This window comes from Geomonas silvestris, from assembly GCF_014193515.1.
In the GTDB taxonomy this organism is placed as follows: domain Bacteria; phylum Desulfobacterota; class Desulfuromonadia; order Geobacterales; family Geobacteraceae; genus Geomonas; species Geomonas silvestris.
In genome coordinates this window covers 279,698-292,042 of sequence record NZ_BLXX01000005.1, presented here as the reverse complement: position 1 = coordinate 292,042, position 12,345 = coordinate 279,698, and the positions used below count along the sequence as shown (strand labels likewise).

Annotated in this window: 14 protein-coding genes; all 14 read left to right on the top strand. The window is 63.0% G+C overall.

All coding sequences use genetic code 11. The annotated features are described in order from the left end of the window. The first annotated feature begins 24 nt into the window (after positions 1-24). The 14 genes from gspE (at position 25) to GMST_RS10675 (ending at position 12,341) form a co-directional block, all read left to right on the top strand. A complete protein-coding gene (gene gspE, locus GMST_RS10740) occupies positions 25-1,587 on the top strand; it encodes a type II secretion system ATPase GspE (protein ID WP_183354647.1) in 1,563 nt (520 codons plus the stop codon). Beyond that, positions 1,568-2,779, top strand: a complete 1,212-nt coding sequence (gene gspF, locus GMST_RS10735) for a type II secretion system inner membrane protein GspF (protein WP_183354646.1) — start codon at positions 1,568-1,570, stop codon at positions 2,777-2,779. The genes gspE and gspF overlap by 20 nt, the downstream gene beginning before the upstream one ends. Positions 2,780-3,000: 221 nt before the next feature. Further along, on the top strand, positions 3,001-3,444 hold the full coding sequence (gspG, locus tag GMST_RS10730; RefSeq protein ID WP_183354645.1) for a type II secretion system major pseudopilin GspG: 444 nt from the start codon (positions 3,001-3,003) through the stop codon (positions 3,442-3,444). A gap of 137 nt (positions 3,445-3,581) precedes the next feature. Further along, positions 3,582-4,127, top strand: coding sequence for a prepilin-type N-terminal cleavage/methylation domain-containing protein (locus GMST_RS10725; protein ID WP_281380030.1), 546 nt, complete (start codon positions 3,582-3,584; stop codon positions 4,125-4,127). Beyond that, positions 4,124-4,468, top strand: coding sequence for a prepilin-type N-terminal cleavage/methylation domain-containing protein (locus GMST_RS10720; protein WP_183354643.1), 345 nt, complete (start codon positions 4,124-4,126; stop codon positions 4,466-4,468). Before GMST_RS10725 ends, GMST_RS10720 begins: the two co-directional genes overlap by 4 nt. Next, positions 4,458-5,132: a type II secretion system protein GspJ gene (locus tag GMST_RS10715; protein ID WP_183354642.1), complete on the top strand. Its 675-nt coding sequence runs from the start codon at positions 4,458-4,460 to the stop codon at positions 5,130-5,132. The genes GMST_RS10720 and GMST_RS10715 overlap by 11 nt, the downstream gene beginning before the upstream one ends. Then, on the top strand, positions 5,129-6,067 hold the full coding sequence (gene gspK / locus GMST_RS10710) for a type II secretion system minor pseudopilin GspK (protein WP_183354641.1): 939 nt from the start codon (positions 5,129-5,131) through the stop codon (positions 6,065-6,067). The genes GMST_RS10715 and gspK overlap by 4 nt, the downstream gene beginning before the upstream one ends. Next, positions 6,067-7,356 (top strand): type II secretion system protein GspL, encoded by a 1,290-nt coding sequence (gene gspL / locus GMST_RS10705; RefSeq protein ID WP_183354640.1) that lies wholly within the window; start codon positions 6,067-6,069, stop codon positions 7,354-7,356. Before gspK ends, gspL begins: the two co-directional genes overlap by 1 nt. Next, a complete protein-coding gene (locus GMST_RS10700) occupies positions 7,353-7,898 on the top strand; it encodes a general secretion pathway protein GspM (RefSeq protein WP_183354639.1) in 546 nt (181 codons plus the stop codon). The genes gspL and GMST_RS10700 overlap by 4 nt, the downstream gene beginning before the upstream one ends. Further along, entirely contained in the window at positions 7,895-8,731 is an 837-nt protein-coding gene (gene gspN, locus GMST_RS10695; protein ID WP_183354638.1) for a type II secretion system protein GspN, read from the top strand. Before GMST_RS10700 ends, gspN begins: the two co-directional genes overlap by 4 nt. 137 nt (positions 8,732-8,868) lie before the next feature. Next, positions 8,869-9,603, top strand: a complete 735-nt coding sequence (locus GMST_RS10690; protein ID WP_183354637.1) for an amino acid ABC transporter ATP-binding protein — start codon at positions 8,869-8,871, stop codon at positions 9,601-9,603. A 114-nt stretch (positions 9,604-9,717) separates the two neighbouring features. Next, a complete protein-coding gene (locus GMST_RS10685; RefSeq protein WP_183354636.1) occupies positions 9,718-10,536 on the top strand; it encodes an ABC transporter substrate-binding protein in 819 nt (272 codons plus the stop codon). A 429-nt stretch (positions 10,537-10,965) separates the two neighbouring features. Then, positions 10,966-11,832: a cytochrome c3 family protein gene (locus GMST_RS10680; protein WP_183354635.1), complete on the top strand. Its 867-nt coding sequence runs from the start codon at positions 10,966-10,968 to the stop codon at positions 11,830-11,832. Between the two features lie 116 nt (positions 11,833-11,948). Further along, entirely contained in the window at positions 11,949-12,341 is a 393-nt protein-coding gene (locus tag GMST_RS10675; RefSeq protein ID WP_183354634.1) for a DUF948 domain-containing protein, read from the top strand. Positions 12,342-12,345 lie beyond the last annotated feature (4 nt).

The window sequence follows — 12,345 nt, the reverse complement described above, 5'->3', positions numbered from 1 at the left end:
CCGACAGAAATGGATCACTGACTTATGGCAGATACTGTTGATATAGAGCAGATAGCAAAGCGGCTCGGCCTCCCCTTCCAGGCGGAGCTCGACGACTCCAAGGTCGACGGGGCGCTGGTGAACCGCATCCCGCTCAACTTCGCGCGCAACAACCTGCTGCTGCCGCTGCGCGAGGAGGACGGAGCCATCGTCGCCGCCAGCGCGGACCCGGCCAACCTTCTGGCCATCGACGAACTGGCCGGCCTCTTCGACGCCGACGTCTCGGTGGTGGTGGTCCCGAAGCCGGTCTTGATCGACGCGGTGAACCGGATCTACTCGCGCCTGTCGGGAAGCGCCCAGGAGGTGGTCGAGGAGCTGGAGGGCGAGGAGCTTTCGACCCTTGCGACCTCGTTCAACGAGCCGCGCGACCTGATGGAGCTCACCGACGAGGCGCCGGTGATCCGGCTTCTTAACTCGATCCTCTTCCAAGCCGTGAAGGAGCGCGCGAGCGATATCCACATCGAGCCCTTCGAGCGCGAACTGGAGGTCCGTTTCCGGATCGACGGCCTGCTCTACAAGATGCTCTCGCCCCCCAAGGTGATCCAGGAGGCGCTCACCTCGCGCGTCAAGATCATGGCCGGGTTGAACATCGCCGAGAAGCGCCTGCCGCAGGACGGCCGCATCAGGGTGAAGGTGGCCGGCCGCGACGTCGACATCCGCGTTTCGCTGCTCCCCACCTTCTTCGGCGAGCGCGTGGTGTTGAGGCTTCTGGACAAGCAGCGCGGCATCCTGTCGCTTCGGGAGATCGGGCTCTCCGCGCAGCACGACGCCTACATGGAGCGGGTGCTCGCACGCACCAGCGGCATCGTGCTGGTCACCGGCCCGACCGGCAGCGGCAAGACCACCACGCTCTACGCGGCGCTGAGCCAGATCAACTCGCCGGAGAAGAACATCATCACCGTCGAGGACCCGATCGAGTACCAGCTGAAGGGTGTAGGACAGATCCAGGTCAACCCGAAGATCGACCTCACCTTCGCCAACGGTCTCAGATCGATCCTGCGCCAGGACCCGGACATCGTGATGATCGGCGAGATCCGCGACGCCGAGACCGCCGAGATCGCCATGCAGGCCTCGCTCACCGGCCACCTGGTGCTCTCGACCCTGCACACCAACGACGCCGCCACCGCCGTGACCCGCCTGATCGACATGGGGATCGAGCCGTTTCTGGTGGCCTCCTCGCTCTCCACGGTGCTCGCCCAGCGCCTGGTCCGGGTGATCTGCCCGCACTGCAAAGAGTCCTACGCACCGGAGCGCGACTACCCCGGCATCCAGGTGCCGCCGGTGCTCTACCGCGGCCGCGGCTGCGAGAAATGCTTCAACCTGGGGACCATCGGTCGGATCGGCATCTACGAGCTCCTTCCCATCGACTCCGAGATCTGCTCCATGATCATCCGGCGCACCCCGGCCGGCGTCATCAAGGAGTACGCCATCTCCAAGGGGATGAAGACCCTCAGGGAAGACGGCTTGGAGAAGGTGCGCCAGGGAGTGACAACCATCGAAGAGGTCCTGAGGGTAACCCAGGAAGACTATGCCGACCTTTCGCTATAGCGCCTTCACCTCCGGCGGCGCCGAGGTCAGCGGGACCGTCGACGCGCCGACCCAGAACGAGGCCCGGCTGCAGTTGAAGCAGAAGGGGCTCTTCGCGAAAGAGATCGCCGCAGCCCAGGACGCGCCCGCCGCGAAGCAGCTCTTCAGCCTGAGCTCGAAGGTGAGCGTGCCGGACCTCTCCTTGGCCACCCGCCGGCTCGCCACCCTTTTAGGGAGCGCGGTGCCGGTCTACGAGGCGGTGGCGACGCTTTGGGAGCAGGAATCGCCCGGCGAGCTCAAACGTGTGCTCGGGCGGGTGCGCGACCGCCTGGCCGAAGGTAAGGGACTGGCCCAGTCGCTGGCCGAGGAACCGGCGGTCTTCTCCGAGAGCTACGTGGGGATGGTAGCCGCCGGCGAGGCGAGCGGCGCCCTGGAAGTCGTCCTGGAGCGGCTGGCGGAGTTCCAGGAGGACCAGGCCGAGGTGCGGAGCCGGGTGACCACGGCGCTTGCCTACCCGATCCTCATGGTGCTGGTGGGGGGCGGGGTGATGCTCTTCCTGCTCGCCTTCGTGGTCCCCAAGATCGTGGCGGTCTTCCAGGAGAGCAAGGCGACACTCCCCTTCATCACGATTTTCCTAATCCAGGTGAGTAACCTGGTGCGCAAGGGGTGGTGGTTCCTTATCATCCTGGGTGTCGCCATCAGCTTCGGCTTCAAAAAGCTGGGAAAGCAGGAGGCCTTCCTGCAGAAGCGCGACCGGTTCCTGCTCAAGCTGCCGCTTTTGGGGCCGCTTTGGCAGCGCCTGATCCTCTCGCGTTTTGCCAAGGTGCTGGGGCTTTTGCTGGCGAGCGGGGTCCCGATCATCAAGGCGCTGGAGATCACCGGCGAGGCCGTGGTGAACCGGGAGTACAAGAGCTTCCTGGCCCAAGCGCGCGAGACCCTGATCCAGGGGGGAAGCCTCTCGGGCTCCTTGAAGGGGAGCGTCCTCTTCCCGCCGCTTTTGACTCACATGACTGCGGTGGGCGAGAAGAGCGGCGAGTTGGACCAGATGCTTATCAAGGCGGGGAACGCCTTCGAGAAGGAGTTCAACGCCAACGTGACGCGCGCCATGGCGCTTTTGGAGCCGCTTTTGGTGCTGAGCATGGGGCTGTGCGTCGGCTTCGTGGTGCTCGCCGTGCTGCTCCCGATCTTCCAGTTGAACCAGCTGGTTAAGTAAAATTATTTGCCTACATCACCCTCCTACCCTGGCGGGGGAGGGTCGGGGTGAGCGGGAAGTCTGCAGCGGCAACCACGTCACTCCGTGGCAGCTTCACCCACCCCCCTGCCCCCTCCCGTCAAGGGCGGGGGAGTTCTGCTGCAAACGATCCAGGCGGACCTCCGCGTCCGCCGGCTGAATAGAATAACAATCTTCACACCACCTATTTGAGAGGTCCCTGCATGTTCAAGAACCTGAAAGACAGCCGCGGTTTCACCCTGATCGAACTCATGGTCGTCATCGTCATCTTAAGCCTCCTGGCCGTTCTGGTCGGACCGAAGATCATCGGCCGCAGCGACGACGCGAAGGTCGCCGACGCCAAGGTGCAGATCCGTAACATCGAGACCGCTTTGAAGCTCTACAAGCTGGATACCGGCAGCTTTCCCACCACCGAGCAGGGGCTGCAGGCGCTGGTGACCAAGCCGACCACCGGCAAGATCCCGAACAACTACAAGGCCGAGGGGTACCTGGAGAACAAGAACGTCCCCAAGGATCCCTGGGGCAACGACTACAACTACCTCTCCCCGGGTGAGCACGGCGATTACGACCTCTACTCCTTCGGTGCCGACGGCGCCCGCGGCGGCGACGGAAAAAACGCCGACATCGAGAGCTGGAACCTCAAGTAACTACCCTACGTTCTAGGTTCTACGTTCTACGTTCCGGATTCATACTCTTCCGACGCTACAGCGCGGGAACGAGACCAACTCTTTCCCCGGCAACGGAGCGCTGAAAGGATCCGACGGCAGTTACAGGAGCAGCGACGCTGTTAACCGCACCATCTCCAACTACAAGCGGGCGCCGGCGCGAAGCCGGCTTCACCATGATCGAACTGATGGTGGTCATTGTCATCCTGGCAATGGCCGCCGCCGTCGTGGTCCCGCGCCTCCCATCTGGCGAAGCGACCAAGCTGAAGAGCTCGGCCCGCAACCTCGCCTCCGGCATCAGGTTTCTGAACGACCAGGCCATCATCTCCAAGCAGACCTACCGTTTGAAACTGAACCTCGGCGAAGGAAGCACCAGCATCGTCAAGCTGAGCGCCATCGGAGAGGAGGTGGCACCGGAAGACCAGTTCATGGGCCGGCGCCTCATCGAGGAGGGGATCAGCATCGAGGACGTTACGGTGCCGCGCCTTGGGACGGTGAGCGATGGCGAGGTGACGATCCCCTTCGGCCCCGGCGGGAGCCCCGACCTGATCACCATCCACCTCAAGGGGGGAGACGAGCGCTACACCGTGATCGCCTACCCGTCGGGCGGCAAGGTGCTGGTGCAGCGAGGACGCCAGGAAGTGGGGCAGGAGAACGCGTCATGAGAGGCTTCACCCTGCTCGAAGTGATGATTGCGCTCGCCATAGCGGGGGGGGTGCTGCTCACCGTGATCTCCTCGGTCAACTACCACCTCTCCATCGTGGGACGCGACAACGAGGAGACCACCGCGGCCCTGGTGGGGCGCGCCAAAATGGACGATCCCGACTTCAACAAGTCGACCGAGACCAAGGGGAGCTTCGCCCCGGACCACCCCGACCTCAAGTGGGAGCGGGAAAAAACCGAAACCCAGGTCCCCGGCTTAAGCCAGATCCGGCTTACCGTGAGCTGGGACGACGATAAGAAGAAGATCAACCTGGTGAAGTACGTGGCGACCAATGCGCAATAGCCAAGGCTTCACCCTGATTGAACTGCTGGTCGCGCTGGCCTTGCTGGTCATCCTCACCGGGGCGCTCTACGGCACCTACTTCTCGGTCACCGCGGCCCGCGAGCGCGGGGGGCAGCGCATGGAATCGCGCCGCGAGATCTCTGCCACCTTGGGCGGACTGCACAACGAGATCACCTCCATGTTCTACAAGGCGGGGTCAAGCGCGCTCACCAGCACGCCGGCCCCCCCGACCGGAACCACCGGCAACCCGAGCCCCAGCGCGAACAAAAACCTCCCTAACCTGCTCTTTGTCGTGGAGGACCGGGACAGCTACGGAAAGCCTGCCTCGACGCTGGCCTTTTCTTTCCTGGCGCCGCCTCGGGTGACGCCCGCGCCCACCTCGGACCTCACCCTGGTGAAGTACTCCGTGAACGAGAAGGACGGGGTTCTCACCCTGACCCGCGAGGCGCGCGACCCGTACCTGGAGGAGTCGGTGAAGAGCTCCCCGTACCCGGTGATCGACGTCATCGAAGGGTTCCTGGTGGAGTGCTACGACGGCTCGAAGTGGGTGAAGACCTGGGACGCCAAACTGAACAACCGGATTCCGAAGACGGTCCGGGTGACCATCACGCTTAAAGGGGGCGAGGTCTTCAGCACCGTCGCCTCGCCGGGGTTCCAGCCATGAGAGGCGAGCGGGGCTTCGCCCTGGTGATAACGCTCATCGTGACGGCACTCTTGGTGGCGCTCTTGGCCGAGTTCGTGAACGAGGTCTACGTCGACACCTCGCACAGCCACAACTTCGTCGCCTCGCAGCAGGCCTCCATCCTGGCGGAGTCCGGGATCCAGGGTGGCTACCAGCTCCTGCAGTACTCGGCGCTTTTGCGCGCCGGAGCCAGCTACAGCGCGCTCACCGAGCAGTGGGCGAAACCGTTCAGCTACGATACCGGCAACGGGACGGTCACCGTCACCATCGAGGAGGAGTCCGGCAAGCTCAACCTGAACAACGGCGCGCCCCCCAACGGCACCGCCAACGACTACACCATGATGGCCCAGCGGCTTTTTACCACGCTCAAACTGCAGCCGGAGTTGACCGACGCCCTCTTGGACTGGGTCGACACCAACGACACGCCGCACCCCTCGGGGGCCGAGAGCAGCTACTACCTCACCCTGAAGCCCCCCTACAAGGCGAAGAACAGCACCCTCGACACCGTCGAGGAGCTCGGTCTGCTGAAGGGGTTCACCCCGGAGGTGATCGCCAAGCTGCGCCCCTTCGTGACGGTGTACGGCAAGACGGATTTCGAGGTCGCCACGCTGGTCAACGTGAACACCGCGCCCAAGGAGGTCCTCATGGCGCTGGACCAGAACCTGACCGCGGACCTGGCGGAGCGGATCATCGAGGCCCGCAAGACCACGCCGCTTAAAACCGCCACCGACCTGAGCAGCATCCTCGGCACCGGACCGGTCTTCATCAGCCTGGGGAGCAAGGTGACCTACAGCGGCAGCGTGTACCGGATCCATTCGGAAGGCAAGGTAGGAGAAAGCATCGCGGTCGTGGAGGCGGTGGTCCGCTACGCCGGCGGCATCGGCACCCCCACCCCGATCTATTGGAGAGAATACTGATGGATATATTGATCGTAGCCCTGAAGCGCGACGAACTGACCCTGGCCAGCTTCCGCCCCAAACGCGGCGGCGTCAGCTTCCTCGCAGCCGAGCGCCATCCGCTTACCGGAGGCGAGGAGGAGCTCTCCCGGCTCCTGGAGGCGGCGGCGCGGGTGCCGGGCGAGCGGCGCGTGGTGCTTGCGCTTCCCCCCTCCCAACTCTTCATGCGCGAGCTGGAGCTGCCGCTCACCGACCGCGCCAAGGTGCGCGAGCTGCTCCCCTTGGAACTCAAAGGGGAGACCGCCCTCGACACCGACGAGCTCAGCTTCGACGCGCTTCAGTTGGCGACCGGGAGGTTCCTGGCGGTATGGGGGCGCTCCAAGGAGATCCAGGAGAGCATCGAGCTCTTGAAGGGAGCCGGCCTGGAGCCGGAAGCGGTGACCGCTTCGCTGTACCACTGGGACAAGATCGCCCCTGCGGCGGGCACCGTCGCGGTTACCGACGGGGAGGCGCTGGCGGCCTACCGCGACGCGAAACCGATCTACTTCAGGGCGCTTAGGCCGGGAAGCGGCGAGCAGGAACTGGAGCGCACCGTGGCTGCCCTCGAGGTGGCGCACGGCGTCAAGGTGGAACGGATAGTATCCTTCGCCCGCACCAGCACCGAGCGTGGCGTCCTGGCCCAGTCCCGGCCGGCGCTCGCCGAGGCCTTTGCCGACGACGCGCACGCCGCCCACGACCTGGCCGGCGCCTACGCGGTGGCGGTGGCCTGCGCCGACGGGAGCCTCCTCAACCTGCGCCGCGGCGAGCTCGCCTACACCGCCGGCACCCAGAAGCTCTACCGCAAGCTGCGCCTCACCGCCGGCCTCGCCGCGGCCGTAGTCCTTTTGGTCTTTGCCGAAAGCGGCGTGCGCTTTGCCCTCGCCAAGCGCGACGTGGCCTCTTTGGACAAGTCGATCCAGGCGATCTACAAGGACGTCTTCCCAGGGCGCAAGAAACCGGTGGACGAGGTAGCCGAGGTGCGCGCCGAGATCCGCAAGCTGGAAGGGGCCAAGGTTTCCAGCAACCTCCTTAAGTTCTTGAAGGACCTCGCAGTCGCCAAGGGTGACGGTGTGACCGGGTTCTACGAGACCGAGCTGGACGGCACCGACGTGCGCCTCAAGGGTGAGGCCCGCAGCTTCCAGGCCGCCAACGACTTCAAGGGACGCGCCGCAACCCTCGTGGACGGCGCCGAGGTTACCGACATCAAATCGCGTCCGGATGGCAGCGTCACGTTCTCCTTCCGCGGCAAACTGAAGGGGGTGGCGCAATGAAACTCTCAGAAGTAAGCGAGGCCTTCCAGAACCTGGACAGCCGTACCAGGACCCGGCTCGGGGTGCTCTTGGCGGCACTGCTTTTGATCATCATCGGGCTCTCCACGGTAAACGCCCGGATCACCGCGCTGGAGAAGAAGCGGCGGGCGCGGGAGACCGATCTCACCGAGCTCATGAAGCTGCGCCAGCGCTTCCGCGAGGCAAGCGCCGGGAGCCAGCGGGTCAGCAACCGGCTCCAGGCGGTGCGCCCGGACGACTCACCGGCCAAGGTCATCGAGGAGATCGGCATCAAGGGCCGCAACAGCCAGGTGAAACCGGTGAAAGGCGCGGACCTGCCGGGGTTCGTCGAGGATGCCGCCGAGGTGAAGCTCGAGGGGCTTTCCGCCAATGAGGCGACCAACCTGATCTACCGCCTGGAGAAGGGGACCCGCCCCATCACCGTGAAGAAGGCCGCCATCAAGCAGCGCTTCGAGGATCCCAGCAAGCTCGACGTCACCCTCACCATCGCCCTCATCAAGCCGGCACCGGCGGGGGCGAAATGAGCCGGCGCGCCCTCTACCTCGCCCTCGGCATCCCCGCGGGGCTGATCCTCTTCCTGTACCTCACCCTCTGCTTCGTCCCCAACGACGCACTGAAGGGGGTAGTGGTGCGCGCGGCGGGTGAGGCCGGCTACACCGTGGGCCTCACCGGGTTCCGCAAGGGGTTCCCGCTGGCGGTCAAGGCGCGCGGGGTGGAGCTCTCCTCCGAGAAAGGGGTGCTCCTCAAGGTTTCCAACGCCCGGGTGGGGCTCGAGATCCTCCCGCTGTTCATCGGCAAGCCGCGCGTGGCCTACCGGGGGAAGATCGGCGCCGGGGAGTTTTCCGGGACCGTTACCCTCGGGAAGAAGCCGGGGTGGAACATCCTCGCCAAGGGGATCCACCTCGAGGAGATCCCATTCTTCGCCAGCGTCGCAGGCGCCCGGGTGCGCGGCGAGCTGCGCCTGACCGGCGAGGTGACGAGCCCCAAGGGGACACCCGAGGGAGACCTGCAGCTCCAGGTGCGCGGTGCGGAACTCGCCTCGGTGAAGATCGGCGAGATGCCGCTTCCCGATGCCACCTACCAGGACGTGCGCGGCGCCTTGAGCCTCGACCGGGGCCAGGCCCACCTGAAGAGCTTCACGCTCGCCGGCGACGGGATCTACGTCAGGCTCAAGGGGGATGTGAGCCTCGCCAACCCGGTCGGCAACTCGCCACTCAACCTCACCCTCGAGATGATGCCCAAGCCGGAATTCCTCGAGCGGCAGAAATTCGTTTTCCTGCTGCTCATCAAGTATCTTACCTCACCCGGAGCCTACACCGTTCCGATCCACGGGACCCTTGCCCACCCTACGATTTAGCGTAGGCGGTATCTCAAAACAAAGTTTGACGTTTTGAAAAAGTTAGTTGATCTGCGCGGTGGCTTCCATTACTATGTCTAATGAAGTCACCGCGTTCGCGTTTTCAACAACGCCCCCTTCGCCTCGAGGAGCAGGCCATGATCCAGTTCATCGGTGTCCATAAATGGTTCAAGAAGCTCCACGTCCTAAACGACATCAACCTGCACGTGAAGCCCGGCGAGGTGATGGTGGTCTGCGGCCCCTCGGGAAGTGGCAAGTCGACCCTGATCCGCACCGTGAACCAGCTGGAGCCGATCGACAAGGGGCGCCTGATCGTGGACGGCATGGACCTGGCCGACAAGAAGACCAACATCAACAAGCTCAGGGCCGAGGTGGGCTTCGTCTTCCAGCAGTTCAACCTCTACCCCCACCTCTCGGTGCTTGCCAACATCACCCTGGCACCCATAAAGATCCGCAAGACCCCGAAGAAGGAGGCCGAGGAGCAGGCCATGCAGCTCCTCGAGCGGGTGGGGCTCGCCGAGAAGCGCGACGCCTACCCGACTCAGCTCTCCGGCGGCCAGCAGCAGCGCGTCGCCATCGCCCGGGCGCTCGCCATGAAACCGCACATCATGCTCTTCGACGAACCGACTTCGGCCCTGGACCCGGAGATGATCGGCGAGGTACTCCGGGTCATGCAGGACCTGGCGCACATCGGCATGACCATGGTGGTAGTCACCCACGAGATGGGCTTCGCCCGCGAGGTGGCGGACCGTGTGGTGTTCATGGATCAGGGAACCATACTGGAGGAGGCCGCCCCGGAGGAGTTCTTCACGAATCCCCAGCACGAACGCGCCCAGCAGTTCCTGAAACAATTACTCTCGCCGATGCATTAACTGCTGGAAATTTGTCTTCAAAAAGAGTAAGTAAACGGTGTCAGCGGGGACAGCAGTGGTTCCCGCTCTCTTTGTTCTGTCTGCTGCACTAACTAAACCACAGGAGGAAACACGATGAAGAAACTGATGACGTTTTTGGCTGCGATCGCCCTGGTCGGCTCGTTCGCACACGCCGCTCTGGCCGCGGGTGACACCCTGGCCGAAGTGAAGAAGAAAGGCGTGCTGGTCTGCGGTGTCAAGGACTCCCTGCCGCCGTTTGGCTACGTCGACGAGAAGACCCGCGAGATCGTGGGCTACGACATCGACTTCTGCAAGGCCATCGCCAACAAGCTGCACGTCAAGCTCGAAATGAAGCCGGTTACCTCCGCAAGCCGCATGCCGCAGCTTATGGAAGGGAACATCGACATGATCGCCGCGACCATGACCAAGAACCCGGAGCGCGCGAAGCAGATCGACTTCAGCCACACCTACTTCCTGACCGGCCAGAAGTTCATCACCAACAAAGGCAAGGTGAAGAGCCTGAAGGACCTGGAAGGGAAGAAGATCGGCACCGCCAAAGGTTCCACCTCCGAGCAGAACGTGAAGAAGGCGATCCCGACCGCCACCGTGCTCTCCTTCGACGACTACCCGCAGGCGTTCCTTGCCCTGCAGCAGGGTAAGGTTGCCGCCGTCACCACCGACGAGTCGATCCTGGCCGGCATCCTCGGCAAGGCTCCCAACAAGGCCAAGTTCGAGATCCCGAACCTGCAGATCTCCGAAGAGCCCTACGGCCTCGGCATGCGCAAAGACGACAAGAACTTCGTTGACTTCGTGAACAAGACCCTCCTCGAGATGGAGAAGAAGGGCGAAGCCAAGAAGATCTTCGAGAAGTGGTTCGGCCCGAAGACCGCCACCCCGCTCAAGCGCACCTTCAAGATCACCGCTGACAAGTAATTAGATAGCAACAGGTTGAGGTTAAGGTCGAGGGGGTAGCAATACCCCGCCTTAACCTCAACTATTTCAAGCCCCTTCCCCTTCCCCGCTCAACTCAGCTGCACCTGCAATGGCATAAAACCGGCGCCGCCAGAACCTGCTCCGACAACCACAGAACCCTCAGCCCCTGCCCCTCGTTTTCCCCCCTTTTTACCGATCCGATCATGCTTCCAGTTTCGCAGGCGCTTACTACTTCGCTGCGTCTACTAGGGCGGCGCCTGAGCCTATTTTGAACCTGGTAGTAGCTCGCGCTGGCAGAACCGCATCTTTTTGCCCTCAAAAGCGGAAAATCAGGTTCCTTTGTATCAGGCAAGTGTTGACAAGGAACCTCTAGACGTTATATAAATCCATGCTTATAATTAACTTCGTTTTACCACCAAGGAGGGGGCAATGAGAGTAGCACGTGTACTAAATCTTCTTTCGGCAATTTTTCTGTTCTGCTGTATTGGAACGGCGGTGGCCGCTGACCCTGCACAAGCACCGGCAACCCTGACCAACGCCGACTGCGTCAAGTGCCACGAAAAACCGCCCAAAGACATCGCAAGCAACGGCGGCAAGCACAAGACCGAAGTCACCTGCCAGGACTGCCACCAGGGTCACCCGCCCAAGGTGAAAAAGCCGATCCCCCTCTGCAGCCAGTGCCACGACGGCAAGCCGCACTACAAACTCCAGGGCTGCCTGAACTGCCACAGCAACCCGCACACCCCGAAGATCATCAAGTTCGGCAACAACGTGACCGATCCGTGCCTCACCTGCCACACCCCGCAGATCGAGAAGCTGCGCACCTTCAAGAGCAAGCACTCCGCCCTCGCCTGCTCCTTCTGCCACAACGTGCACGGCCGGATTCCGGACTGCACCCAGTGCCACAAGTCGCACTCTGCCGAGATCGTGCAGAAAGACTGCAAGGCGTGCCACCAGGCTCACATGCCGAAGGAAGTAACCTACAAAAACGACGTGCCGTCCAAGTTCTGCGCGGCCTGCCACAAGAAGGCCTTCACCCTCTTGACCGCCAGCACCTCCAAGCACAGCAAACTGGCCTGCGCATACTGCCACAAAGACAAGCACAAGACCGTCCCGGCCTGCACCCAGTGCCACGTCAAACCGCATCCGGCAGCTATCATGTCCAAGTTCCCGAAATGCGGTGAGTGCCACAGCATCGCCCACGACCTGAACCACTGGTCCGCTCCGGCCGCAGCTCCGGCAGCACCCAAGGCTCCGGCGGCCAAGAAGCCCGCTGCCGCCCCGGTCAAGAAGTAACCCTGCTCAGGCATCTCTCGGGGGGGTCGGTTGCTGCCGGCCTCCCCGAACTGTTTGTCCCTTCCACCGCCACTATCTAAAACCCTGGCACAGAATCGCTGTTAAGGGAGGAGCGCATGCTATTTCTGGAGATAACCTCGGCAGTGACGGCGCTGACGCTGGTGGTTCTGGCTTTTTGCCTGATCCCCGTCCTGCTTGAACTGAAACAAACCGCCATTTCACTGCGTACCTTCTCCGATACGCTCCAGCTCGAGCTCAAGCCCCTCATCAAGGACCTGCGGGACACCGTGGCCGATGTGAAGGTGGTGACCAATTCCGCCGCGGCCAATGCCGACGGGATCAACCTGTTCATGGAAGAGTTGGGTCATGCCGGCCACAACATCCGCATGATCAACCGGGTGATCGGCGTCGCGTCGACCATTGTCTCAGGCTCCTCCGGCTGGCTCACCGGAGCGAGAGTTGCGGGGAAGTTTATTGCTGATAGACTACTTAAAAAAAAGGGGGGGTAACTGC